This is a genomic window from Kitasatospora sp. NPDC052868 (assembly GCF_044547105.1).
Lineage (GTDB): Bacteria > Actinomycetota > Actinomycetes > Streptomycetales > Streptomycetaceae > Kitasatospora.
Genome location: NZ_JBITZW010000022.1, coordinates 20,674 through 45,375 on the forward strand (window position 1 = coordinate 20,674; position 24,702 = coordinate 45,375).

General features: G+C 74.8%; 22 protein-coding genes. 7 read left to right on the forward strand and 15 right to left on the reverse strand.

Translation table 11 applies throughout. The features are described 5' to 3' along the window. Window positions 1-243: 243 nt before the first annotated feature. Entirely contained in the window at window positions 244-1,224 is a 981-nt protein-coding gene (locus ACIGZJ_RS28695; protein ID WP_396459967.1) for an ArsR/SmtB family transcription factor, read from the reverse strand. 93 nt (window positions 1,225-1,317) lie between these two features. Between ACIGZJ_RS28695 and ACIGZJ_RS28700 the strand changes: the two genes are divergently transcribed. Then, window positions 1,318-2,610 carry an MFS transporter gene (locus ACIGZJ_RS28700; protein ID WP_396459968.1) on the forward strand — a complete coding sequence of 431 codons (1,293 nt, stop codon included), beginning with the start codon at window positions 1,318-1,320 and terminating at the stop codon, window positions 2,608-2,610. A 91-nt stretch (window positions 2,611-2,701) separates the two neighbouring features. On the opposite strand, the gene ACIGZJ_RS28705 is transcribed toward ACIGZJ_RS28700, so the two are convergent. Next, entirely contained in the window at window positions 2,702-3,181 is a 480-nt protein-coding gene (locus tag ACIGZJ_RS28705; protein ID WP_396459969.1) for a RidA family protein, read from the reverse strand. Window positions 3,182-3,298: 117 nt separating this feature from the next. Further along, window positions 3,299-4,180 carry an ATP-grasp domain-containing protein gene (locus ACIGZJ_RS28710; RefSeq protein WP_396459970.1) on the reverse strand — a complete coding sequence of 294 codons (882 nt, stop codon included), beginning with the start codon at window positions 4,178-4,180 and terminating at the stop codon, window positions 3,299-3,301. Window positions 4,181-4,349: 169 nt separating this feature from the next. Here ACIGZJ_RS28710 and ACIGZJ_RS28715 point away from each other — a divergent pair, with 169 nt between their 5' ends. Then, on the forward strand, window positions 4,350-5,123 hold the full coding sequence (locus tag ACIGZJ_RS28715; RefSeq protein ID WP_396459971.1) for an enoyl-CoA hydratase family protein: 774 nt from the start codon (window positions 4,350-4,352) through the stop codon (window positions 5,121-5,123). A 43-nt stretch (window positions 5,124-5,166) separates the two neighbouring features. Here the strand turns inward: ACIGZJ_RS28715 and ACIGZJ_RS28720 are convergent, their stop codons facing one another. Next, window positions 5,167-5,922, reverse strand: coding sequence for a maleylpyruvate isomerase family mycothiol-dependent enzyme (locus tag ACIGZJ_RS28720; protein WP_396459972.1), 756 nt, complete (start codon window positions 5,920-5,922; stop codon window positions 5,167-5,169). 203 nt (window positions 5,923-6,125) lie between these two features. Between ACIGZJ_RS28720 and ACIGZJ_RS28725 the strand changes: the two genes are divergently transcribed. Then, window positions 6,126-6,881 (forward strand): acyltransferase, encoded by a 756-nt coding sequence (locus ACIGZJ_RS28725; RefSeq protein ID WP_396459973.1) that lies wholly within the window; start codon window positions 6,126-6,128, stop codon window positions 6,879-6,881. Window positions 6,882-6,899: 18 nt separating this feature from the next. Here the strand turns inward: ACIGZJ_RS28725 and ACIGZJ_RS28730 are convergent, their stop codons facing one another. Next, a complete protein-coding gene (locus ACIGZJ_RS28730; protein WP_396459974.1) occupies window positions 6,900-8,261 on the reverse strand; it encodes a PucR family transcriptional regulator in 1,362 nt (453 codons plus the stop codon). 150 nt (window positions 8,262-8,411) lie between these two features. Between ACIGZJ_RS28730 and ACIGZJ_RS28735 the strand changes: the two genes are divergently transcribed. Then, window positions 8,412-9,347: an esterase/lipase family protein gene (locus ACIGZJ_RS28735; protein ID WP_396459975.1), complete on the forward strand. Its 936-nt coding sequence runs from the start codon at window positions 8,412-8,414 to the stop codon at window positions 9,345-9,347. A 122-nt stretch (window positions 9,348-9,469) separates the two neighbouring features. Here ACIGZJ_RS28735 and ACIGZJ_RS28740 read toward each other — a convergent pair whose 3' ends face one another. Together ACIGZJ_RS28740 and ACIGZJ_RS28745 are read right to left on the reverse strand one after the other, a co-directional pair. Beyond that, window positions 9,470-10,081, reverse strand: a complete 612-nt coding sequence (locus ACIGZJ_RS28740; protein WP_396459976.1) for a HutD family protein — start codon at window positions 10,079-10,081, stop codon at window positions 9,470-9,472. Between the two features lie 80 nt (window positions 10,082-10,161). Next, complete coding sequence (locus ACIGZJ_RS28745) at window positions 10,162-11,391, reverse strand: MFS transporter (RefSeq protein ID WP_396459977.1); 1,230 nt, start codon at window positions 11,389-11,391, stop codon at window positions 10,162-10,164. Between the two features lie 116 nt (window positions 11,392-11,507). Here ACIGZJ_RS28745 and ACIGZJ_RS28750 point away from each other — a divergent pair, with 116 nt between their 5' ends. Together ACIGZJ_RS28750 and ACIGZJ_RS28755 are read left to right on the forward strand one after the other, a co-directional pair. Then, entirely contained in the window at window positions 11,508-12,686 is a 1,179-nt protein-coding gene (locus tag ACIGZJ_RS28750; protein WP_392941298.1) for an ROK family protein, read from the forward strand. Between the two features lie 151 nt (window positions 12,687-12,837). Next, entirely contained in the window at window positions 12,838-13,947 is a 1,110-nt protein-coding gene (locus tag ACIGZJ_RS28755) for a PLP-dependent cysteine synthase family protein (RefSeq protein ID WP_396459978.1), read from the forward strand. A gap of 120 nt (window positions 13,948-14,067) precedes the next feature. Here the strand turns inward: ACIGZJ_RS28755 and ACIGZJ_RS28760 are convergent, their stop codons facing one another. Continuing rightward, complete coding sequence (locus ACIGZJ_RS28760; RefSeq protein WP_396459979.1) at window positions 14,068-14,517, reverse strand: DUF4267 domain-containing protein; 450 nt, start codon at window positions 14,515-14,517, stop codon at window positions 14,068-14,070. A 126-nt stretch (window positions 14,518-14,643) separates the two neighbouring features. Here ACIGZJ_RS28760 and ACIGZJ_RS28765 point away from each other — a divergent pair, with 126 nt between their 5' ends. Beyond that, a complete protein-coding gene (locus ACIGZJ_RS28765) occupies window positions 14,644-15,234 on the forward strand; it encodes a TetR/AcrR family transcriptional regulator (RefSeq protein ID WP_396459980.1) in 591 nt (196 codons plus the stop codon). A gap of 70 nt (window positions 15,235-15,304) precedes the next feature. Here ACIGZJ_RS28765 and ACIGZJ_RS28770 read toward each other — a convergent pair whose 3' ends face one another. The 7 genes from ACIGZJ_RS28770 to ACIGZJ_RS28800 all read right to left on the reverse strand — a co-directional run bounded on the left by ACIGZJ_RS28770 (window position 15,305) and on the right by ACIGZJ_RS28800 (window position 24,652). After that, window positions 15,305-17,698 carry a right-handed parallel beta-helix repeat-containing protein gene (locus tag ACIGZJ_RS28770; RefSeq protein ID WP_396459981.1) on the reverse strand — a complete coding sequence of 798 codons (2,394 nt, stop codon included), beginning with the start codon at window positions 17,696-17,698 and terminating at the stop codon, window positions 15,305-15,307. A gap of 280 nt (window positions 17,699-17,978) precedes the next feature. Then, a complete protein-coding gene (locus tag ACIGZJ_RS28775; protein WP_396459982.1) occupies window positions 17,979-18,857 on the reverse strand; it encodes an MOSC domain-containing protein in 879 nt (292 codons plus the stop codon). Between the two features lie 186 nt (window positions 18,858-19,043). Continuing rightward, window positions 19,044-19,856 (reverse strand): DUF6643 family protein, encoded by an 813-nt coding sequence (locus tag ACIGZJ_RS28780; RefSeq protein ID WP_396459983.1) that lies wholly within the window; start codon window positions 19,854-19,856, stop codon window positions 19,044-19,046. Between the two features lie 452 nt (window positions 19,857-20,308). Beyond that, window positions 20,309-20,752 carry a large conductance mechanosensitive channel protein MscL gene (mscL, locus tag ACIGZJ_RS28785; RefSeq protein WP_396459984.1) on the reverse strand — a complete coding sequence of 148 codons (444 nt, stop codon included), beginning with the start codon at window positions 20,750-20,752 and terminating at the stop codon, window positions 20,309-20,311. Between the two features lie 128 nt (window positions 20,753-20,880). Beyond that, complete coding sequence (locus ACIGZJ_RS28790; protein WP_396459985.1) at window positions 20,881-22,074, reverse strand: DegT/DnrJ/EryC1/StrS family aminotransferase; 1,194 nt, start codon at window positions 22,072-22,074, stop codon at window positions 20,881-20,883. Then, window positions 22,071-23,594, reverse strand: coding sequence for a hypothetical protein (locus ACIGZJ_RS28795; protein ID WP_396459986.1), 1,524 nt, complete (start codon window positions 23,592-23,594; stop codon window positions 22,071-22,073). Before ACIGZJ_RS28795 ends, ACIGZJ_RS28790 begins: the two co-directional genes overlap by 4 nt. Further along, window positions 23,594-24,652 carry a GNAT family N-acetyltransferase gene (locus ACIGZJ_RS28800; protein WP_396459987.1) on the reverse strand — a complete coding sequence of 353 codons (1,059 nt, stop codon included), beginning with the start codon at window positions 24,650-24,652 and terminating at the stop codon, window positions 23,594-23,596. The genes ACIGZJ_RS28795 and ACIGZJ_RS28800 overlap by 1 nt, the downstream gene beginning before the upstream one ends. Window positions 24,653-24,702 lie beyond the last annotated feature (50 nt).

Sequence of the window (24,702 nt, forward strand, 5' to 3'; positions counted from 1 at the left end):
GGGCGGCCCTGGTACGGGCGGCCCCGGATCGAACGGACATGGTTCTCCCTGTGACGTGGGGGTGGAACAGGGCGACGTAGAACCGTACGGGTGGTGCGTGGCCGATCGGTGCCCGCGCCGTGGGGAGACGGGGGCATGGGCACTGTAGGAGGACTGGACCAATGCGTCAACAGGTCTGTACCACTGGGGAGTTGGGGGGCGAGCCCCGCGGGGGTGCTTCGCGGCCCCGGCGCGGGCCGCTGTTCAGCCCCGGCGCGGGCCGCCGCTGAGCTCGTCGCCCAGCGGGCTGCGGGTGTACAGCACCGAGCGGCCGTGCCGGGCCCGGGTGACCAGGCCGGTGGTGAACAGGACCGCGAGGTGCTGGCTGACGGCGCCCGGCGTGACGCCCAGGCGGTAGGCCAGGTCGGTGGTCGAAGCGGGCTCGGCGAGCAGGGTGAGCAGCCGGGCCTTGGGGGCGCCGAGCAGCAGCTCCAGCGCGCGCGGCGTCACCGGAGCGGCCGGCCGGGCCATCCCGGCCTGGCCGCGGGCCGGGTAACTGATCTGCGGCGGCCGATCGTTGCCGATCATCGTGACCGCGCCGCGGGCGAAGAAGGTCGGCGTGAGGACCAGCCCGCGACCGTCCACGGTGACGTCCTGGTCCCACTCGGTCCAGCGGCGGTTGATCGACAGGACGCCGTCCTCCCAGCGCAGCCGGGCGTCCAGGTCGGCGAAGAGCGCCGCTGCGCCGTGCTGGGCCAGCAGCCGCGCCCGGTAGACCAGGTCGGCCTCCAGCACCGCGCGGGCCCGCGGCCACCAGGCGGGGGCCAGGCAGACCTCCCAGTACTCCTCCAGGGCGTCGGTGATCCGGGCCAGCAGCCGGGCCGGGTCGGTCAGTCCGGCCGCCAGCGGGGCGGGCAGCGGGCGGCCGTGTGGGAGGAAGGTCTGCTCCAGCTCGGGGCGCAGCCGCTCCGGCGGCAGGGCGCGGACCACGGCCAGCTCGGTGCGGAAGTCCGGACCGGGGGTGCCGGGCCTGGGGGTCAGGAAGTCCGGGACCCAGCGGTTCTCGGCGACCAGCGAGCGCAGCAGTACCGAGTCGACGCGTTCGAAGGCGGGGCGCAGCCGTTCGAAGGCCGGCGCCTGCAGGGCGTAGTGGCCGGGGTGGGTCCACATCCGAAGGCTGAGCGTGGCCTCCTGGATCGGCGAGATGGCGAACGAGGTGGTGGCGAGGTCGGATAGCCCCAGCATGAACCGGTGCATAGTGGGCGTTCCTTCCTGGAGCTTTCAGGCAGAGCCTAAATCAGTACTGCTCGGGGTCTGCGACGCGGTGTGATCAGTGGCATGACCAGCTCACCGGCGGCCACCACCGCACCGACCCCGGACCAGCCCCCGCCCGGGGCGTCCAGGCTTCTGCACCCCGACCCGACGGTGCGTCGGCTCGCCGGGGTCACCCTCGTCAACACGGTCGGCAACGGGCTCTCGTTGGCCGTCGGGGTGCTCTTCTTCACCCGCGTCCTCGGGCTCAGCGCCACCCAGCTCGGCCTCGGGCTGACCGCCGCCGGCCTGTGCGGGGTCGCCGCCAGCGTGCCGGCCGGGCGGGCCGCCGACCGCTGGGGCGCCCGGCGGGTGCTGGTGGTGCTGGTCTCGGTGGACGCGGTGGGCACCGCGGGCTATGCGCTGGTGCACAGCTACCCGGCCTTCGTGGGGCTGGCCTGCGTGGTGGCCGCCGTCGACCGGGGCTCGGCCGCGGTGCGCGCCGCGCTCTACGCCGAGCTGCTGCCCGCCGACCGGCGGGTGGCGGGCCGGGCGTACCTGCGGGTGGTGACCAACGTCGGCATGTGCCTGGGCACCGCGGTCGGGGCGATCGCCCTCCAGTTGGACACCAGGTCGGCGTACCTGACGGCGATCCTCGCCGACGCCGTCTCCTACCTGGTGGTCGCGGTGCTGTACGCCCGGCTGCCGGTCCCGATGCGGGAGCGGGCGGCCGGGCCGGGGGCCGTGGAGGAGGCCGTCCGGCGGCGCAACCCCGCGCTGCGGGACGGGCCGTTCCTGGTGGTGACGGCGCTGAACTCGCTGCTCTGCCTGCAGTTCGCGATGCTGGAGGTCGGGGTGCCGCTGTGGATCGTCAAGGAGACCGACGCGCCCCGGATCACCGTCGCCGGCACCCTGATCGTCAACACCGTGCTGGTGATCGCCCTGCAGGTGCGGGCCACCCGGGGCACCGAGGACCCGGCCACGGCCGCCCGGGTGTGCGGCCGGGCCGGGCTGATCCTCGGGGCCTCCTGCCTGGTGCTGGCCGTCGCCCACGGGCTGCCCGCCGCGGTGGCGGCCCTGGTGGTGCTCGCCGGGGTCGCCCTGCAGGCCCTCGGCGAGGTGCTGAGCCAGGCCGGCGGCTGGGCGCTCAGCTACGACCTGGCGGGCGAGCGCGATCACGGCGCCTACCAGGGCGTGTTCAACGCGGGCAGCTCGGCGGCGCTGATGATCGGGCCGGCCCTGGTCAGCACCGCCGTGATCGGGTACGGGCTGCTCGGGTGGACCGCCCTCGGCGTCCTGCTGGCCGCGGCCGGGCTGGCCATGGGCCCGACGGTGCGCTGGGCCCGCCGGCGCGGCCACGTTCTCGCGCAGCCGGCTTAGGTCCTGGGCCGGCGGCGCGGCCGCCACGCGGGGACGGCTGTCACGGGGGTGCGGCCGTCACGCGGGGACGGCTGTCACGGGGGTGCGGCCGTCACGCGGGTGGAGCGTCCTGGTCCTCGGGGGTGGCGCCCTCGGGGACCAGGGCGAACGCCTCGACCTCCAGCAGGAGTTCGGGCATGAACAGCGCGGACACCTGGACCGCGCTGCTGGCGGGCAGCCGGGCGGGGTCCATGACGGTGTCCCGGGCCGCCCGCACCGCGGGCAGGTGCGCGATGTCGGTGACGAAGTAGGTGAGTTTCACGACGTCCTGGAAGCCGGCGCCGGCGGCGGCCAGGCAGCGGCGCAGGTTCTCGAAGACCTGCTTGGCCTGTGCCTCGGGATCACCGGCTCCGACCAGCTCGCGGTGCTCGTCCAGGGCGACCTGGCCGGAGACCATGACCAGTCGGCCGGTGCCGGTGACGACGTTGGTGTAGCCGCGGCCCGGGGAGACGCCCGGTGGTTCGGCGATATACGTCAGGTGCTGCGCCGTGGCGGTGGTGCCGGAGGCGTCGGGGGAGCCGGTGATCGTCATGGGGCCCATCGTGACGGGTCGGCGATCACGGCACCACCGCATTCGCGCGCGAAGCGGGCCGGGGCGCCTGGCCGTTGGCGCAGGCCCCGACCCTTCGAAGCCACCGGGCGGGCGGCCTCAGCCGACGACCTCGGGCAGCTCGCGGCAGTACGGGCGGTCGGCCGGCGCCAGCGCGGCGGCCGGACCGGCAGCGCGCAGCACGACGTCCAGGACGGCGGCCGCATCGCAGGCGTAACCGCCGCTGGCCCAGGCCGCGTTGGCCTCCACCACCGCCCACCCGGGCTGCCCGTCCGGCCCGTCCGGCCCGTCCGACCCGCTCGGCCCGTCCGGCCCGTCGCCGAGCAGCCCGACGTCCACCACCACCGCGCTCGGCAGCGACCCGGCGGAGGAGGCCAGCACCTCGGCACCGAAGCGGAGCACCGCGGCCCGGTACGGGTCCCCGTCCAGCGGGGCGACGCTCAGCTCGCCGTCCAGCGCATAGCGCGAGGCGGTGCGCACCACCCCGTCCAGGACGAACAGCCGGTACTCGCGGCGGAACCGCACCACATCGCTGACCAGGACGGGTATCGCGTCGTCCAGGGCGTCCGGGCCGGGCAGACCGCTGCCGTCCGGGTACACCCGGGCCGGGAAGAACTTGTCGGCGGGCGGCTTGAGGAACGCCGGGCGGCGCAGCCGCCGGGCCTCGGCCAGCGGCACGCACGCCACCCGCCGCCGGGTCAGCTCGAACGGCAGACCGGTCAGCCACCCGTCCGGCGGCTCCAACAGGGCCAGGCCGAGCGCCCCGCCGACCGCGTCGCCGAACAGCGGCCCGCCGTAGAGGTGCACGGACGGTGCCTGCCCGGCCTGGTCGTCGAGGCCGTGCGGGCCGAGCAGCCCCTCCGGTACGCGCCAGGCGGCCGCGGTGTGCGCCCGCAGGCCCCGGCGGCGGGCGGCGGTGAGCAGCTGCAGCCCCGTCTCGTTGATCCGGGGTGCGAGCAGCAGCAGGACGTCGGTGGTCATATCCCGGATGGTGCCGTGGCCGGCGACCGCCCCACCACCGGTTTTCCGCCCCGGTGGCTCTGGCCGAGGAGCGGGTGGGCATGTCAGAGTCGTCCGGGCGCCGCCCCCAGCACCACGGGCGCCGCGCAGCAATCCGACCCACCCTCAGCCGGAAAGCAGGCCCGCACCGATGACCCGCGAAGTGCCCTTCGTCCGCGTCACCACCGCCGACGCCGTCACCACCCTGACCCTCGACTCGCCGCACAACCGCAACGCCCTCTCCACCCGGCTGATGGCCGAGCTGACCGCCGGCCTGGCGGCCGCGGCGGCCGACCCGGCGGTGCGCGCGGTGGTCCTCGGCCACACCGGCAAGGTGTTCTGCGCGGGCGCCGACCTCTCCGAGGCCACCGGCACGGACCCGACGGTCGGCCCGCGCGGCCTGGTCGACCTCCAGCGGGCCATCGTGGACTGCGCCAAGCCCGTGATCGCCGTCATCGACGGGCACGTCCGGGCCGGCGGCCTCGGCCTGGTCGGCGCGGCGGACCTCGCCCTCGCCGGACCGGCGGCCACCTTCGCGTTCACCGAGGTCCGGCTCGGCCTGGCGCCCGCCGTGATCTCGCTGCCGCTGCGCCCCAAGCTGGACCCGCGCGCCGCCTCCCGCTACTACCTGACCGGTGAGGTCTTCGACGCCGCCGAGGCCGCCCGGATCGGCCTGATCACCCAGGCCACGGACTCCGCCGAGGACACCGGCACCGCGCTGAAGGGCCTGCTGGACGCCCTGCGGCTGGGGGCGCCGCAGGGCCTGGCCGAGTCCAAGCGGCTGGCCAACGCCGAGGTGCTGCGCTCCTTCGAGCGCGACGCGGACGAGCTGGTCACCCTGTCGGCCCGGCTGTTCGGCTCGGAGCAGGCGCAGGAGGGGATGCGGGCGTTCCTGGAGAAGCGGCCCGCGCCATGGGCGGTGTGAGCCCACGGCGCCGGGCCGGGCCCGTCGCGAACCAGGACAGGGCCTAGCTCCAGCGGACGACCGCCGTCTCCCGCCAGAGGTCCAGCAGCGACAGGTCGCCCTCCGCGTGGGCGCGGTCGAGCGCGAGGCGGTTCCAGAGCAGTGGGTACAGCTCGTGCGCCGGGCCGGTGAGCGTGAGCTCGGCCGGACCGTCGACGGCCTCGACGACCAGCGGGTCCGGGCTGATGGTCAGCAGCCAGGAGCCCGGCTCGTCGGTGGTCCGGACGAGTACCGTGCGCGGGCGCTCGCTGCGCACCCGGGCGTGGCGGCGGACCATGAAGCAGCGCAGCAGCTCGTCCACCCCGTCCAGGGCCAGCGCGGTGGACACCCGGGGGCCTTCGGCGCCGGCGGCCGCGTCGGCGTCGAAGCGGTGCACGGTCGTCTCGTGCGCCTGTCGGCGGGCCCAGAAGGCGAGCGGGCTCGGCGCGGGGAGGAAGCTCCAGCAGTCCAGGTCCTCCGGGGCCGCGTCGAGCGCGTCCACCAGGGCGGCGTGGCCCTCGCGGAACCAGTCGACCAGTGCCGCGTCGGACGGCTCCGGCCCCCAGGCGGCGCGCGCGCCGTCGTCGTCGAGCGGCGCCCGGTGGCCGTGTGCCACGTAGGCGGTGGCCCAGCGGTGGACCTGGCCGGTGTGCAGGACCAGATCGCGCAGCCGCCAGTCCGGGCAGGTGGGAACGGGGGCGGCGGGGTCCGTGCGGCCGGCGGCGTCGGCGAGCAGGCCGCCCTCGCGGCGAAGTGCCTCGATGTGTTCGGAGATCTTCATGATCGGTGAGTCTGGCACCGATCGCGGTTTTCGGACACGGGTGTTGTGCGGCAGCCCGCGCCGGCGGCTCCGAAGGCCCGGACGGCCGTGCTCCGGCCGGGATCCGGCGGTGCCCCGGCGCGGCTCCGGCCGGGCTCGCCGGGGGATGTGATGTTGGCCGCCTCACCGGTCGGCGGCGCTCTACGGGCCGGTAACGTGAGCGCATGCCGATCACCCGTTCCCTGTTCCCCTCCGCCCGGGCCGGTGGCCGACGCGCCATGGGCCGCCTCGTCCACCGGGGTTGGCGGTGGGTGCAGCGGGTCGGCTCGGTGTCCAACGAGAACCCCGGCCCGTACCGGTTCGCGGAGCTGGGCGACGGGACGAAGCTGGCGTTCCCGCTCGGCGCCGTCTTCAACGAGCAGTGGATCACCATCGGTCCGTTCTCGATCATCGGCGAGCGCGTCACCATCAGCGCGGGCTTCCTGCCCGGCCTCGACCTCGGGCCCGACCCGATAGTCCGGATCGGCGGCGGCTGCGTGATCGGCCGGGACAGCCACATCGTCGGCCACCAGTCGATCGTGCTCGGCGACGACGTCTGGACCGGCCCCGGCGTCTACATATCCGACCAGGCCCACGAGTACCGGGCCACCGACCTGCCGATCGGCAAGCAGTGGCCGCGCAACGAGCCGATCGAGATCGGCGCGGGCAGCTGGATCGGCACCGGCGCGGTGATCCTCCCCGGCGCCCGGCTCGGCCGCAACGTGGTGGTCGCGGCCGGCTCGGTGGTCCGCGGCGAGATCCCCGACCACAGCGTGGTCGCCGGGGCGCCGGCGAAGGTCGTCCGCCGCTGGACCGAGGCCGAGGGCTGGCAGCCGCCGCTGCGCCACGAGCCGCCGATGCCGATACCGGACGGCGTCACCGCCGAGCAGCTGCGCGCCCTGGTCGGCTGGGACCTGCGGCTGCCGGGCGAGGAGTCCTGAGAACCGTCGTCAGGGCCGTCAGCTCGCGGCCGAGGCGCGTTCCGCGTCCCGGGCGGCGATCGCGGCGGTGATCCTCAGCAGGTCGGCCGGACGGGCCGGGTCGAGACCGGTGAGGGCGGCGATCCGGCGCAGGCGGTAGTCGACGGTGTTCGGGTGCAGGTGCAGGGCGCCGGCGGTGTGCCGGCGGTTGAGTCCGCCGGCCAGGTGGGTGCGCAGGGTGGCGAGCAGTTCGCCGCCGTCCTCCAGGGGTTCGAGGAGTGCGGCGAGCCGGGACCGGGCGTGGCTGGGCCGGGTGAGCTGGTACTCCACCAGTACGTCGTCCAGGCGGTGCAGACCGGGGGGTCGGCCGAACGCCTGGGCCACTTCCAGGACTTCGTAGGCCAGGCCAGCCGCGACGGCCACCCCGGCCGGTCCGGCGGCCGAGGCTCCGGCCAGGACGGGGACGCCGGCCGCCCGCGCCGTCCGGTCGACGGTGTCGGCGAGGCGGCGCCACTCGGCGGCGGGGACGGCGTCCGGGCGGTGGTCCAGCGGGACGAGTACCAGGCCGCCCGAGGAGGAGAGTGTCGAGAGCGCCGACTGCCGGGTGCGATGGTCGAGTTCGGTGCGGAGCCGGCGCAGCTTGCGGTGGCCGGCCACCGCCCGGTCGACGCCGGGGGCCTGTTCGTCGGGGTGGTCGGCGACGGCGAGGCAGAGCACGGCGTACGCGGCCGGCAGCCGGACCCCGGCTCTGGTGGCGGCCTCCTCGGCGGGTGTGCCGTCCAACAGGGCGGTGAGCAGGGCGTGTCGGGCCGCGTGCCGTTCGTCGGCCAGGGTGCGGCGCTCCTCGAAGTAGCCGGCGCCGGCCGCGGCGGTGGCCTGGCGGAGCTGGTCGAGCAACAGCCGGTTGAGGACCAGCAGGTCGGCGGCGTCGCTGTCGAGGGCGTCGCGGGTGACCAGCTCCCAGCAGACCTCCATGCCGAGGTGGTGGGCGAGCAGCACCGCGTCCAGTGGCAGCCCCTCCTCGGCGCGGCGGGCGGCGGCCTCCCGGACGGCGGTGAACTCCTCGTCGGGGGCGGGCAGTCCGGTGCGGACGGCCTGGGCGAGGGCGCGGATCCGGCGCTCGGTGACCCGGGTGAGTTCGCCGCTCACCTGCTCGCGCGGCAGCCGGCGGTACGTCGGCACCCGCTCCAGCAGGGCGGCGATGACGGCCTCGACCAACTCCGGGACGGTGCCGAGCAGCCGCCGGTCGGCGGGCACCCCGCCGATCACCGGGATCCGCCAGTCGGAGGCGCGGTCGGAGGCCCGGTCGGCGGGACGGCCGGCTGAACGGCTGGTCGAGCGGCCGGTGTTGTGGCCGGCGGTGCGGTCGGGCGGGCAGTCGGGTGAATTGTGAGCAGTCACAGAAAACACCGTCCAGATCTGGGGGACACCCAAGGGCCGGGTCGGAGGGGCGACCGCATCATGGAGGCACTCGAGTTACCTGTTGGTAACAAACTTCCGCTGTGGAGGCAACAGTTGAGAACCCCACTTCTCCGCTTCGCCGCAAGACCTTTGCGACGCAGGCTCCTCGGGGCGCTCGGTCCGGCCCTGCTGGCCGGTGCGCTGCTCGCCGGCGGCCCCGCCACCGCGGCGCAGGCCGCGGACGCGTCCCCCAGCGCGTCCGCCGCCCCGGCGGCCCAGGCGGCCGAACTGCCGCCCGACGGTGACACGGTGGCCTCGCCGCCGGGTGCCAACGACTGGTCCTGCAGGCCCTCGGCGGCGCACCCCAACCCGGTGGTCCTGGTGCACGGCACCTTCGCCAACCGGTACGAGAACTGGCTGGCGCTCTCGCCCGAGCTGAAGCTCCGGGGCTACTGCGTCTTCGCCCTGGACTACGGCATGATCCCCGGGATCACCTCCTCCGGCAGCGGCCTGCTGCTGCCGGTCGGAGGCCTCGGCCCGGTCGCCGACTCCGCGGCCCAACTCGGCCGCTTCGTGGACCTGGTACGCGGTGCGACCGGCGCCGCCAAGGTCGACATCGTCGGCCACTCGCAGGGCGGCATGCTCCCCAACTACTACGTGAAGTTCCTCGGCGGCGCCGCCAAGGTGGACAAGGTGATCGGGCTGGCGCCGTCCAACCACGGGACGACCCTCTCCGGCATCGCCAACCTGGCGCCCTACCTGCCCAGGGTCACCGAGCTCATCTACACCGCCTGCGCCGCCTGTCGGGACCAGGTGGTGGACTCCGCCTTCAACCGGAGGATGGCCACGGTGGCGGACACCGTGCCCGGCGTCTCCTACACGGTGATCTCGACCGTGTACGACGAGGTCGTCACGCCGTACCGCACCCAGTTCCTCAGCGGTCCGAACGTGCACAACGTCGTGCTGCAGGAGCACTGCCCCGTCTCGCTCGCCGAGCACGTGGCGATCGCCTTCTCGCCGACGGCCCTGCACCTGGTCGCCAACGCGCTCGATCCGGCGCACGCGACCCCGGTGTTCTGCGCCTGACGCACCTGAACGCCGGTGCACGGGAAGGCCGGTGCGCCTGAACGCCGCTGCACGGGAAGTCGGACCGGCCAACTTCCCGCGCAGCGGCGTTTGCGCGTCCACGCGTTCAGGGGGTCAGGTGTTCAGGCGTTTCGGCCGGCCGGGCGGAAGGCGATGACGGCGGTCACGCCCTCGGGGCGCAGCCCGTACGCGCCGGAGCCGGGCAGCAGCACGGCGTCGAAGCGGGTGAGCGCCACGGTGTCGGAAGCCTCGGGGGCCTCGGGGGCCTCGGCGGTGACGGTCGCGGTGCCGGCGAGGCAGACCAGCAGGACGACATTGTCCGGCGCGACGTCCACGGTGCGCGGCGCGTCGGCGAGGGCGAGGTCGGCGGTGGTGCGCCCGCGGCGGGTCATCACATTGAAGTCGACCACCGGGCCGCCGAGCAGTCGGCAGCCGGTGGTGGCGTCGCCCGCGAAGGCGAAGGGCCGGAAGGGGGCGTCGACCACGTGCTCGGCGCCGTCCACGGTGAGGGCCATGCCCGGCCCCTCGACCAGGGTGATCACCCGGTCGATGTCCGGGAAGGCCGAGAACGGCCCGGCCGAGTCGACGTCCGCGAGGCTGACCCGCCAGTCGAACTCCGCCGGCCCGGCCCCCGCCGGGAAGCCCGCCACCTCCCTGGTCACCCCGCCCCCGTTGAGCCACGCCGTCGCGGGGCGCTCGGCGGCCCGCAGTACCTTGATCCGTTCTGCCGTCATGGCGTGATCCTCGCACGGCGCCCGCCGGGCGGACCGGCAGGCGGACGATGGCCTAGCGGGGACGAGGAGAGGAGGGAGCGTCAGCGTCGGCGCACGGTCAGGGGGAGGAAGGCGGCGACGGTGGCCGCGGCGGCGACGGTGGTGAGGGCGAGCGGGAGGCTCGCGGCGTCGGCCAGGAAGCCGATGACCGGCGGGCCGACCAGCATCCCCGCGTAGCCGAGGGTGGAGGCGAGGGCGACGCCCTGCGGGCCGCCCGTCGCACCGGCCTGGGCGATGGCCAGCGGGAAGATGTTGGCCAGGCCGAGGCCGACCAGGACGAAGCCCGCGAGGGCGAGCGGCACCGCGGGCGCGAGCGCGGCGAGCAGCATGCCGGCCGCGGCGGTGAGGCCGCCGAGGAGCAGCACCCGGGTCTGGCCGAGCCTGATGGAGAGCCAGGTACCGCTGACCCGGCCGGTCGTCATCGCGAGGGCGTACGCCGCGTACCCGGCGGCCGCAGTCCCGGCGGTCGCGTGCACGTCGTCGGTGAGGTGCAGGGTGGCCCAGTCGGCGATGGCGCCCTCGCCGTACGCGCAGCAGAGCGCGGTGAAGCCGAGCAGCAGCACCAGCAGCCGGACCTTCGGCGCGCCCGGCGAGGAGTCGGTGGAGGCCGGCCGGGCGGGTGCGACCAGCGGTGCGGCCGGGCTGCGCAGCAGGACGGCGCCCGCCGCCGCCGTGACGGCCAGTCCGAGCAGACCGGACAGCCCGAGGGCCCAGGCGGTGGTGAGGGTGCCGGCGAGCAGGCCGCCGATGCCCGCGCCGAGCAGGCCGCCGAGGCTGTACCCGGCGTGGAAGCTGGGCATGACCGGGCGCCGCAACTCGGCCACCAGGTCGACGGCGGCGCTGTTCATCGCGACGTTGGCCGCGCCGTACCCCGCGCCGAACAGCAGCAGGACGCCGCCGAGGGCGGCCACCGTGTGGGCGTGCGCGGGCAGCGGGACGGCCGCGCCGAGCAGGGCGAGCGAGCCGACGGTGACCGGTCGCGAGCCGTACCGCAGGCAGAGCCGGCCGACCAGCGGCATGGTGGCGACGGCGCCGGCCGAGACGCAGAGCAGGGCGAGTCCGAGGGCGCTGTGCGAGGCGTTGACCTGGCTGCGGACGTCCGGGATGCGGACCACCCAGGCGGCGAAGAGGAAGCCGTCGACGGCGAAGAACGCGGTGAGTGCGAGCCGCGCGGCACCCCAGGGGGTGTCGGGGGAGGGGGGTGTGCTGCGAGACTGGAGGGGCGATCGGTCGGATCGGGAGTGGGCGCGGATTTTGTTTAGAAGCGGCACAAAGTCACAATAGGCGGGTGCAGCTCACACCTTCAAGTCCGCAGCCCGGCCACGCGGCCGACCCCGACGCGCAGCGCGACGCCCACCGCCGTGCGGCCCCCGACCGCGGCCGGACGCTGCTCGGCCCGGCGCTCTCCCTCATCCACACCGGCCAGGCCCCCACCCGCTCGGCGCTCACCCGCGCGCTGGACGTCACCCGGGCCACCGCCGGCGCCGTCACCGCCGAGCTGGAGGCACTCGGCCTGATCACCGTCGACTCCCGCCCGGCCGGCGGCGGCCGCGGCCGGCCCTCCCACCGGCTGGCCATCGACCCCGAGGGGCCGTTCGTCATCGCCGGGCAGATCCACGCCGACGGGCTGAGCGTCACCCTGGCCGGGCTCGGCGGCCTGCTGGACCCGCCGGTCCACCTGCCGCTGCCCGCCGCCACCGACCCGGTCCGGATGCTGCGCGCCGTCGCCCAGGCCGGCGCCGAACTCGCCCGGGCCACCACCCGTCGCTGCCTCGGCGCCGCGCTCGCGCTGCCCAACCCGGTCACCGAACCGGACGGCACCGCGCTCGCCGCACTGCACTTCGCCTGGCCCAGCGGCACCCCGGTCGCCGACCTGTACGACGTCGAGGTGGGCCGCGCCGACCACGGGCCGGGCGCGCTCGACCCGCTGCCCAGCTCCGTCGCCAACGACGCCAACCTCGGTGCGCTCGCCGAGTACCGGCACGGCGCCGGGCGCGGGGCGCGCCACCTGCTGCTGGTCACCTCCGGGCACCGCGGCGTCGGTGGCGCGCTGGTGATCGACGGCCGACTGCACACCGGGAGTGCCGGGCTCGCCCTGGAGGTCGGCCATCTGACCGTCGACCCGCAGGGCCGCCCGTGCCAGTGCGGCAACCGGGGCTGCCTCAACTCCGAGACCGACCCGGACGCGCTGTTCGCCGCCGCCGGGCTCACCCCCGCGCCGGACCGTCCGCTGCTCGACCAGGCCCGCGAGCTGTGCCGGTCCGCCGCGACCGACCCGCGGGCCCGGGAGGCCGTCGAGCACGTCATCGACCGGCTCGGCCTCGGGCTGGCCGGCGTGGCCAACATCCTCAACCCCGACCGGGTGGTGCTCAGCGGTCTCCACCTCGACCTGCTGGAGGCGGCGCCCGAGCGGCTGCGCGCGGTGGTCGCGGAGCGCTGCCTGTGGGGGCGCAGCGGGCGGGTGCCGATCGTCGGCGCGGAGCTCGCGCACGGTGCGCTGGCGGGTGCGGCCGAACTGGCCTGGCGGCCGTACCTGGCGGACCCGCAGTCGGTGCTCCCGGGGTAGCCCGGTCGGGCGGGCTACCTCCCCGGGTAAGCCCTCTCAGGGCGGGATAAGCGGAAGCTGGGGCTACGAAAACGGTCACTTATCGTGACTCTCGTACACTCGTTGTGAGCAAGAGGGGTCGCAGTGGGGGGCCGCAACGAGGAGAGTCACCATGACCAGCACCGAGCCGACCGTCGACGTGGACCGCTCCGACGCGGCCTACCGCAGTTGGCTGAAGGAGGCGGTGCGCAAGGTCCACGCGGACGCCAACCGCTCCGCCGACACCCACCTGCTGCGCTTCCCGCTGCCCGCGGAGTGGGGCATCGACCTCTACCTCAAGGACGAGTCCACCCACCCGACCGGAAGCCTCAAGCACCGGCTGGCCCGCTCGCTGTTCCTCTACGGGCTCTGCAACGGCTGGATCCGCCCCGACAAGCCGGTGATCGAGGCGTCCAGCGGCTCCACCGCCGTCTCCGAGGCCTACTTCGCCCAGCTCATCGGCGTGCCGTTCATCGCCGTGATGGCCAAGTCCACCAGCCAGGCCAAGATCGACCTGATCGAGTTCCACGGCGGCGAGTGCCACCTGGTCGAGCGCTCCGACGAGGTGTACGAGGCCTCCGCCCGGCTCGCCGAGGAGACCGGCGGCCACTACATGGACCAGTTCACCTATGCCGAGCGGGCCACCGACTGGCGCGGCAACAACAACATCGCCGAGTCGGTCTTCGCCCAGCTGCGCCTGGAGCCGCACCCCGAGCCCGCCTGGATCGTGGCCACCGCCGGGACGGGCGGCACCTCGGCGACCATCGCCCGCTACGTGCACTACATGCAGTACGACACCCGGATCTGCGTCGCGGACCCCGAGAACTCGTGCTTCTTCGAGGGCTGGGTCAACCACGACCCGGATGCGACCTGCGGGAACGGGTCGCGGATCGAGGGGATCGGCCGGCCCCGGATGGAGCCGAGCTTCGTGCCGGGCGCGGTGGACCGGATGATGAAGGTGCCGGACGCCGCCTCGATCGCCGCCGTCCGGGTGCTGGAGCAGGTGCTCGGCAAGAAGGCGGGGGCCTCCACCGGGACGGGGCTGTGGAGCGCGCTGCGGATCGTCGCCCAGATGCGGGCGGCGGGGGAGCGCGGCAGCGTGGTCACCCTGATCTGCGACCCGGGTGACCGCTACCTCGACAAGTACTACTCGGACGACTGGCTGGCCGGCGAGCGGATCGACATCGCGCCCTACCGGGACCGGCTGGAGTCCTTCCTGGCCGGCGGCGCCTGGACGGGCTGACCCGCTCCGGGCCGCTGGGGCCGGCGCACCGGGCCCCGGCGGCCGGGCGTGGCCGCGCCCCGGCGGTCGGGCGGTTCCGGGAGGTCGGGCGGTTCCGGCAGCTCGGGTGGTTCCGGCAGGTCAGGCCGTCCGGCGCTCGGTCAGGAGCAGGGCGCCGGTGAGCGCGACCACGACCGCTGTCGCACCGTGGATGCCGAGGGCGGCGGCGGTCGAGCCGTGGTGGCCCAGCACGGTGAGGCAGTCGCCGAGCGGGATCAGCGCCTCGACCGACATCAGCCAGCCGAGGGCCCGGCGGTGGCCGGTGACGAGCAGGGTGAGCGGGGCGAGGCCGGTGGCGATGTCGCGGACGCCCTTGATGCCGAGGAACTCGGCGGCCTCGCCGTGCGGCCACTCGGGCATGCCGAACCCGGAGGCGGTGGCCTCCGGCGCGAACAGGTAGCTGATCCCGACGTAGCTGATCCCCAGGGCGACCAGGATGGTCAGCGCGGTGGCGATCCGCTCGCGGACGGTGTCGGCGGTGCGGATGGTGACGGTGACGGCGGTGCGGGCTGTGCGGGCGGTGTCGGACATGGTGATCCCCCTTGGATGCAGATGGGTTCGGAGCCTTGCACTGCGCCGTTTTCTAGCGCCGCTAGGAACTGAAACGACGTTAGCGCGGTCGGCGCTCCCTTGTCTAGCGCTGCTAGAATCCATGGCATGTCAATTCACGAGCGCCGGGAGCGCGAGCGCGCCGAGCGGCACCAGCTGATCATCCGAACCGCCCGCGAACTGGCCGAGGCCGAGGGCTGGGAGGCGGTGACAACCCGGCGGCTGGCCGAGCGGATCGAGTACAGCCAGCCCGTCCTGTACAGCCACTTCGCGGGGAAGGACGCCATCGTGGCGGCCGTCGCGCTGGAGGGCTTCTCGGTGCTGGCCGCCGAGTTGAGGCTCGCGGTGGGGAAAGTGGACGGCCCGGCCGAGGAGTTCGCCGCGGTGGCGCGCACCTACCTGGGGTTCGCGGCGGCCAACCCCGCGCTCTACGACGCCATGTTCACCCTGGCGACGGACCTGCCGTTCGGCGGGCCCGACACGCCTGCCCCGATGAAGGAGGGCTTCGCCGCGCTGGCCGGCCCGGTCGCGCGGGTGGCGGGCACCCGGGACCCGGAGACCTTCACCGAGGTGGCCTGGGCGGCCCTGCACGGGCTGGTCACGCTGAGCAGGGTCGGCCGGCTGCGGCCGGGGCTGACGGAGCAGCGGCTGGAGCTGCTGGTCGAGCGGCTGTTGGGGGAGGCCGTGGACGGCGGGTGACGGACGGCGGCCGGTGGAGGGCGGGTCCCGCCCTCCACCATCACCCGAAGTGGCCCGGGCCGCCGGGCGGTTACGGCGTCCGCGGCCCCGGAAGGTCGGCGGGGACGAGGAGTTGGAGCTCCTCCGTGGACGGGTCGGCCAGGTGGGCGACCCGCATCGCGTGCCGCTCGACCATGGTCTCGAACACCTGCCGGGCGGTGCGCCCGTTGCCGAAGTTCGGTCCGCGCTCCAGCGCGGCGAAGTGGTCGAGCAGGGCGCCCTCGGTGGCCTCGGCGAGCGCGTACTCGTGCTCGGCGCACTGCGAGCGGGCGATCTCCAGCAGTTCGTCCGCCGAATAGTCGGGGAAGGTGATGGTCCGTGAGAACCGGGAGGAGACACCGGGGTTGGCGGAGAGGAAGCGCTCCATCTCGGCGGTGTAGCCGGCCACGATGACGACCACCTCGTCCCGGTGGTCCTCCATCAGCTTGACCAGGGTGTCGATCGCCTCCCGGCCGAAGTCGCGGGCGCCGTCCTCGGGCGCGAGCGCGTACGCCTCGTCGATGAAGAGCACCCCGCCGCGGGCCCGGTCGAAGGCGGCGGCGGTGCGGATCGCGGTGGATCCGATGTGCTCGCCGACCAGGTCGACCCGGGCCACCTCGACCAGGTGGCCGCGCTGGAGGACCCCGAGCGAGGCCAGGATCTCGCCGTACAGCCGGGCCACCGTGGTCTTTCCGGTACCGGGGGCGCCGGTGAAGACCAGGTGGCGGCGGAGCGAGGGCGCCTTGAGCCCGGCCTGGCGGCGGCGCCGGCCGACCGAGATCAGGTCGATCAGGGTGCGCACCTCCTGCTTGACCGTGGCCAGGCCGACCAGTGTGTCCAGTTCGGCCAGCGCCTCGTCGGCGGGCCGGCAGTCGGGGATCGGGCCGATCGCGGCCGGCGCCGTCAGCGGGGCGGCGGTGGTCGCGGTCAGCCGGGTGGTCCGGGGGGCGGGCACCTCGGCGGGGGCGGCCGGTGCGACGTCGTCCGAGGTGCAGGCCTCGACCACCGGGCCGGGCTCGGAGAACTCGAAGCCGGCCCGCTCGTTCTGCTCGGCCCGGCAGCGGGTCAGCACGGTGCGGCAGCCGTCGATGATGTGGAAGCCGAAGCCCTTGCCGTGCGAGACCCGGCAGTCCTCGAAGGTGCCCCGGCCCTGGGCGGAGACGTACACGCCGGCGTCCGAGCTGGCCCGGACGTGGCAGTCGCGCAGGACCGGGTCGGCGCCCTTGGTGACGATCACGCCGGTGGCGACGTCGGAGATCTCGCAGTCGGTGAGCAGTCCGCCGCTGCCGTGGTCGCGGAACCACAGCCCGGTGCCGGCCTCCTGGACCCGGCAGCCGGTCAGCGTGACCCCGGCGCCGCCGCTGACCGAGACCGCCGAGCTGCGGATCCGGCTGAACGAGCAGCCCTCGGCGGTGGCGGCGGAGTCGCGGTCCAGGACGAACAGCGCGTCGGGCAGGTCGTGCAGCGAGCAGTCGGTGAGGGTGAGCCGGGCGCCGTCGCTGACCCACAGGGCCGGGTACTCGCCGGTGGAGCCGTGGATCTCGCTGGACTCCGCGGTGGCCTCGGTGCCCTGGTCCCAGACCGACAGCGCGCCGCGCCCGAAGTCCCGGACGGTGCTGTTCACCAGGGTGAGCCGGGCCCGTCCGCGCAGGTCGGCGCCGTTCTCCGGCAGGTCGTGAACCCGGCAGCCGGTCAGCGTCAGCTCGGCCTCGCCGTCCAGCGTGACGCCGTTGCCGGTGACCCGGTGGATCTCGCAGTCCACCAGCCGGCCGCCGGCCTGCGCCTCGGCCTGCACGCCGCTGCCGCGGATCTCGTAGATCTCGCAGCCGGTCAGCTCGGCGGCGCTGCCCGGGTCGCTGAGCAGCACCCCGGCGCCGGCGGCGTGGTGCACCCGGCAGCGGTCCAGGGCGGCGCTCGCGCCGCCGAGGACGGCCAGCCCGGCCTGCCCGGCGGCGGCCACCTCGCAGTCCTCGAAGGCGGCCGCGGTGTCCTCGCCGCGCAGCCGCAGACCGAGGCCGGCCGGATTGGAGACCACGCAGCCGCGCAGGGTCGGCCGGGCGCCGCCGGTGACCTCCACGCCGGTGGCCGAGCGGGTCTCCACCCGGCAGCCGGCCAGGGCGGGGGTGGCGTCCGGGCCGGTGACCAGGACGGCGGGGACGGAGCTGTCGCTGCCCTCGATCACCAGGTCGCGGACGGTGGCGGCGGCGGTGACGGTCAGCGGCACCCCGGCCGAGGGGTCGATCCGGACCGTGCCGGGGCCCTCGGCGCAGACCAGGGTGACCGGTTTGTCGAGCACCAGGTTCTCCCGGTAGGTGCCCGGCCGGACGCTCACGGTGTCGCCCGGTTCGGCGGCCGCCAGGGCCTCCGTGAGCGTGTCGTACTCGCCGGCGCGACGACGCCAGCGGGATGCGCTGTCCTGGGTGACCCGGACCCTGTGCTCAGCCATGACGGTCTGTCGTCCCCACCTTCATCGAGCCTTCATCGAACCGGCGGTGAACGGGCCGGCGATCAACGGGCCGTACGCGCGGGGACGCACGGGGCCGTCCGCACACCGTAGCGCGCCTGCGCGGATGGTCCGGCCGCCCGCTGCCGCAGCGGCCCGAGGGGAGCGTCCGGTCCGACACATGTTTCAACGAACGCGCACAGTTCGGGTTCCGCATGGCGGTGGAGCCATCCGCCCGTGCGGGCGGCCTGGCTCCGGGGCGGCGCGGTGCCGGCGCACGGGCTCAGAGCAGGGCGTTCTGAGGCCACTGCGCGCCGTCCTCCAGCACCTCGACCGGGTCGCCGAGCCGCAGCGTGCCGAGGATGTCGCCCTCGGTGCCGGCCGGGCGCTCGGGGATCAGGTTCTGCCCGAACGCCGCCTTCTTCAGCAGCCGGTGGTGCCGGGCCAGGGTGCGCAGCGGCTCGGGGCCGCGCCGCTCGCCGCTCTCCTGGTCGGTGGTGGTGATCACGCACCGGCCGCAGGGCTTGACCACCCGGAAGGTCAGCTCGCCGATCCGGATCCGGCGCCAGCCGTCCTCGGCCCACGGCTCGGAGCCGCAGACCACGACATTGGGGCGGAACCGGTCCATCGGGAGGGTCTCGTGCCCCTCGGGGTGCTCGGCGGAGATCAGCGCGTTGAGCGCGTCCAGCGAGGCGGTGGCGGTGAGCAGCAGGGGGAAGCCGTCGGCCATCGAGACGGTGTCGCCGGGGCGGGCGAAGTCCGGGTCGACGGGCCGGGCGCGCGGGTCGTCCAGGTGGACCAGGCGGTACTCGCCGAGGTGTTCGGCGATCCACTCGTGGGCCTCCTTGACCGCCTCGGCGGCGCGGAAGCGGGTGCCCCAGACCTCGACCTCGGCGATCGGGTCGCCGGCCGCGACGGAGGGGGCGGGGATCTCGATCCGCGAGCCGCCGGGGGCGGTGAGGGTGAGGGCGCCGTCGTCGCCGAGCCCGGTGCGGATCCGGCCGAGGGCGGCGTTCTCGCGCTGGCTGACGAAGCGTCCGGTGGCGTCGGCGAGCATCCAGCGGCGGTCACCGGCCAGGCCCCACGGCTGCACCCGGGCGCTGTCGGGGCTCAGTCGGTACATCGACTTGACGGGGTGGACGTGGAGTCCGGTGAGCTGCATTCCCCCATCCTGCCAGGCGGATGGCGGTGCTGCGCGGCCCTGGTACGCGCACGGACCGCCCGGGCGCGGTGAGGCGTCCGGGCGGTCCGTGGATGACCCGATTCTCCGTACGCCCGACGCGCGGTGGCGCGCCGGGTGGTGCTCAGGTGGTGCGGGTGCGGGCCGGTCGGAGCCGGCCCCGAGGTGTCAGTAGCCCTGCCCCTGCTGCTGGTAGCCGCCCTGCTGGAACTGGCCGGGCTCGCCGTACGGCCCCGGGCGCTGCGGCTGCATCGGGCGGACCGGGGCGACCGGCGAGACGGCCGGGCGCAGCTGGGCGCCGCCGAAGCCCTGGTCGCCGCCGTGGCCCTGGAAGCCGGAGCCACCGGGGTTCGGCGCGCCGAAGGACTGCTGGCCGCCGAAGCTCTGCGGGCCGCCCTGGGGCTGTCCGGTGAAGCTCTGCTGCCCGCCGAAGCTCTGGCCGCCGAGCGGCTGGGCGCCGAAGGTCTGCTGCCCGCCCTGTCCGGCGCCGACGAAGGTGTTCTGGCCGCCGAAGCTCTGGCCGCCGGACGGCTGGTAGCCGCCGGTGGTGGCCTGCGAGAAGCCGGGGGCGGGGGCCTGCGGGCGCTGTCCGGGCAGGTACGGCTGGGGGGCGCCGTAACCGGGGACGGACGGCTGGGGCGCCGAGGCGTACGCCGGCGCGGGCTGCGCGGGGACGTACGCCGTGGCGGGGCCGGAGGAGGGGGCGCTGCTCGGCCCGGGGCCGAGTGCGAGGCGGGCGGGCGGCAGCGCGGGGAGGTTGCTGCCGGCACTCTCGTACCCGTTGCCGTACCGGTTCTCGTAGGACTGGCCGAGGCCTGATCCGTAACCGGGGGACAGCGCCGGCGGCAGGGCGGCCGGCACGTTGATGGGTGCGATCTGGGGGACACCGCGCTCTGCGACGAGGCTGTCGTAGATGGGCGTGCCGGAGGAGAAGGACGGAGAGGGGTAGCCGACTCCGTCGTAGGAGCGGGGCGAGGTCATGGGGCATACGGTAAGCCCACAATGCGCCTGCTGAGGAGAGTGGGAGGGCGAGCAGTTCGAGTGTTTACACAGTCTTCGCCCGCACAAAGGTTTCGAAAGTAGGAAGAACAGACATTTCGGCATCGAGTTCAGGCCAGCCTGATTCGGCCGTGCGCGGTCGAACGCGGCCCGGACGCGGGCCGGGAAGGCCGGTGGGGTGACTGCCCGGTGGAGCCTTCGTGGCCGTCCGAAGAAACTTCTGCGGCCAGGGCGTGCGCTGGCGCATTCGAGCCCCCGTCGTCCGCGCGGCGGGGGCTCGTGAATGTTTGGGGAATAAATTTCCCGTGAGCTGCCGAGCGGCCGCTGGGCGGGCTCGTGCGCTGGTCAGCGGGCTGCCGGGTCGACCGGCGGCCGGGCCGCGCGCTCATCGGGCCGGCCGCCCGCCCGCGCGGTCGGCCGCCGGGGCCGGCGGCTCAGCGGGTCGGCAGGGCCTGGGCCGGAAAGCCCGGGTGGCCGGCCACCTCGGAGGTGCAGAAGGAGCAGCGCACCGCCGCCACCGGGATCGGGCTCAGGCACTCCGGGCAGTCCGCCTTGGCCACCGGCGCCGGCTTGGCGCCGTCCAGCCGGGCCTGCAGCTTGCCGACCGGCACCACCACGATGAAGTAGATCACCGCGGCGACCAGGACGAAGCTGATCAGGGCGTTGATGAACACGCCGTAGGGGAACCGGGTGCCGGCGACCGCGAAGGTCTTCTGGGTGAAGTCGCCGACGGCGCCGGTCGCCACCCCGATGAGCGGGGTGAGGAAGGCCGTGACGAACCCGGTGACGACGGCGGTGAAGGCCGCGCCGATCACGATGCCGACCGCCAGGTCCACCACGTTGCCGCGCAGCAGGAAGCTGCGGAATCCCTTGAACACCGGGTGACTCCAAATCCGTACGGGGAGGGGTGAGATGGGACCGCGGGCCCCGGCCGGACATCCTGCCGACCTGGCACGCCCGCGGTCCAACCGGGTTCACCCGATCCGCCTAACGGGACCGCTCCGGCTCAGGCGGCGCGCAGGCGCTCCGCGTACGGCTGGATCCGGGCCACCGCGGCGCCGATCCGGCGCACCGTGGCCGCGTCCATCTGCGACCAGAGCGGCACGGTCAGCACCGCGTCCGCCAGCCGGTCGGTGACCGGCAGCGCCTCGGCCTGGCCGAGGTGGGCGTACGCGCGCTGGCGCTGCACCGGGGGGTGGAAGTAGCGGCGCGAGTCGATGCCCTCGGCCCGCAGTGCGGCGGCGAGTTGACGGGAGGTGAGCCCGAAGCCGGCCGCGTCCAGGATCAGCGTGAGGTCCTTGAAGGTGGAGACGTCGCCCTCCTCCGGCAGGGCGAGCCGCAGTCCGGGCAGGCCGGCCGTCTCGGCGGCGAACTCCGCGACCAGCGCGCCCCGGTGGGCCACCCGCTCGGGCAGTCCGGCCAGCCAGTTGAGGCCGACGGCGGCGTGCAGCTCGCTCATCCGGGCGTTCAGTCCGGGGAACAGCGTGTCGTAGTCGCCCGGGTTGCCGTAGTCGCGGGCGGTGCGCAGCCGCCGGGCGAGGTCGCCGTCCCGGGTGGCGACCAGGCCGCCCTCACCGGCCACCGCGACCTTGGTCGGGCTCATCGAGAACACCTCGGCCCAGCCGAAGTTGCCGATCGGCACGCCCCGGCGGCGGCTGCCGAAGCCGTGCGCGGAGTCGTACACCAGCGGGACCCCGGCCGCGTCGGCGACCTCCTGCAGCCGCTCGACCTGGCAGGGTGTGCCGTAGACGTGGGTGGCCATCAGCGCGGCCGGGCGGTCGGCGGCGGCGAGCCGGGCGGCGGCGTCCCCGGGGTCGAGGGTGATGTCGCGCTCCCGGGCCTCGGCGAACACCGGGGTGCCGCCGGCCCAGTGCGCGGCGTGCGCGGTGGCGGAGAAGGTGAAGCCGGGCATCACCACCGGCCGCCCGCCCTCGACCCCGGCGGCCTGCAGGACCAGCATCAGCCCGGCGGTGCAGTTGGAGACGGCCACCACGTGCGGCACGTCGAGCAGCTTGGCGGCGCTCTCCTCCAGTTCGGCGACGGTCGGCCCGTTGGTCAGCTGCCCGCTGTCCAGTACGGCGGCGAGCCGCTCCAGCACGGCGGCGCGGTCCGGGACCTCGACCCGGGTGAGCGGCAGCCCGTCGGGGAAGGCGGGCGTGCCGCCGAGGGCGGCGGGCAGGGCAAGGGTGTCGATGGTCATGGCGTGCTTGATCCCCCCTGGGAAGGCGACTGGGTCGGTGACGCTCCATCGGGCCCCGGCCCGCCGATGCGGACGGGGTGGACTTCGGGTGGCCGCCGGCGCTCGCCCCACTGGCCCGGCGCGACCCGCCAGACCGGCGGCGGCCGGCGCTTGACGGGGCCGCGCGTGGTGGCGGCGGCCGGGACGACCAGCAGGACCAGCACCAGCGGCAGCACCTGGACGCGTTCGCGCGACAGGATGCCCATGTTGTTGATGGTCGAGAAGGCCCAGCAGAACAGCAGGGTGTAGACGGCGGTGAAGGCGATGTACGAGCGCTGGACGAACAGCCGGGGCAGCCGTTTGAGCCGTGGCCAGCCGCGGATGAACATCACCAGCAGCGCGAAGCACTCCACCGACTGGATCAGGTTCTGGATGTTGGAGGCCTCGAACGGGAAGGGCCGGAACAGGACGCTGATCACCGCGACCGGCAGCCCGGCCGGGTTCAGGCTGAACCGGGGTGCGGCGTCCTCCGGGGCGGTGGCGTTGATCATCGAGTTGCCCTGGCTGGTGCGCCGCGAGGTCTCCGACAGCACCTGGTTGACGGCGTCGCCGCCGGTCCCCTCGGTGCCGAAGAAGGCGGAGACCTGCTGCAGCATCAGCACCGCCATGGCGGCCAGCACCACGGCGGTCAGGATGGTGCGCAGCGGGCCGAGCGCGCTCACCTGCCGCGGCCGCTTGCGCAGCACGTACGCGACCAGCAGGCCGGCCCCGGCGAGCGCGGTGACGTGCGGGCGGACCATCGCGGTGCCCACCGAGCCGAGCGCGATGCAGGCGAAGGCGCCGAAGCGGCGGTCCAGCAGCCGCGCGGTGCCGTAGGTGGTCAGGCCCAGGCAGAACATCATCCAGGCGTCCTTGCCGATGCTGGAGGGCCAGAACAGCAGCGAGGGCAGGAAGAAGACCAGCTTGGCGTACTTGCGGGTGTCGGCCTCGGGGAAGGCGATCTGCAGGGCGCGCCAGAACAGCAGCAGGCCCCAGAAGCCCATCCAGGAGAAGACCAGGAAGCCGCCGATCAGCGAGGGCCCGGTGATCGCGTAGACCACGCCGGTGAGGATGATGATGAAGCCGGTGCCGGCGACCTTCATCCCGAGGTCGTAGTGGACGCCGGAGAGCAGGTCCGCCTGGTCGAGGTAGGCGGCGAGCTCCCCGCCCTTCTGGTGGTACATCTTGGCGTCGGCCGCGCCGCCGTACAGCACGAAGGCCATCAGGTAGCGGGGGAAGGCGCAGAGCAGTTTGGCGGTCATCGCCAGCAGCAGCAGGCGGAAGACGTCCCGCTCGGGGTTGGCGGCGGCGATCCGGGCCAGGATCGGGGTGCCGATCGCCATCAGCGCGGGGAGGATCAGCAGCGCCCCCCAGGTGTCGTACGAGGTGTGCACCATGGCGAGGACGAAGAGCGTGACGTAGGCCGTCACCAGGGCGGCCGCGACGGCGGACGGCCAGGGGATGCGCTGCAGCGCGGCCCGGGCCGGGAGGACCGCCGGCATCAGAAGACCTCCAGGTCACCGAGGGTGAACCGCCAGGATTCCAGGGTGAGTTCGGTGCGGCCGGCGGGAGTGCGGGCGGCCAGGGTCAGGCCGGTGCGCGGGGCGCGCAGATAGCCGGCGCGCAGGGCGGCCCCGGCGGCCTCGGTGCCGGGGGAGAGGTGGCCGGCCACGTGGTCGCAGCCGGACTCCCGGGCGGCGGCGCGCAGCAGCCGGGCGGCGCTGTCCCGGTCGCCGGGGCGGACCAGCACGTCGGCGAGGGTGAACTCGGCGAGCGGGCCGCGCCGTCGGGGCCGGCCGACGGCCAGTCCGGTGAGCTCGCCGCCGCGGTGGCAGGTGAGCACCCGGTAGTCCAGGCCGGGCGCGTCGCCGTAGCGCCAGCGCAGGAACTCCGGGGTGCGTACGGTGGCCAGCCGCGGGTCGGCGGCGTCGGCGGCGGCCCGTTCACGCAGCAGCTCGGCCAGCGGGCCGTCGCCGTGGTGGTCGGCGAACCAGTCGGCGGCGGTGGGCAGTCGGCAGTGCGGCGGGGCGGCCGGGCCGGCCGGGCGGCGGGCCAGTGCGGCGCGCACCCCGCGGACGAAGGCCGCCGGCCGGACCGGCCGCAGGGCCACGGGGACGGCCCCGAGCTCCTGCCAGCCCATCTTCCGGTAGCCGGGCAGGCTGCTGCCGTTGGGTGTGTTGAACACCAACTCGGCCTCGCCCTTGATCTGTTCGAGGAGGTCGAGGGTCAGCCGGCGGAAGATGCCGCGGCCCTGGAAGTCCGGGTGGGTGGCGGTGTCCACCGGACGGACGGCGGCGACGGTACGGCCGCTCGCGCCGTCGTACCACTGCCAGCGCAGGAACAGCCGGACGCCCACGAGCCGCCCGTCCGGGGCCTCGGCGAGCAGTCCGGGGCTGGCGCCGAAGGGGTTCAGCCGGTGCTTCCAGCGGAAGAAGTCGGCGGTGCGGGTGCCGGTCGGACCGCCCGCGAGGGAGGCGGTCAGCAGGTCGAGCACCGCCGGGAGGTCGGCCTCCGCGAGCGGTCGGAAGGTCGGCTCGGCGGGGGCGGGCAGGGCGCTCACGTCCGGACTCGCTCTCCTTCGGTGGTGAGGTTCGGTGGTGAGGGGGGGCC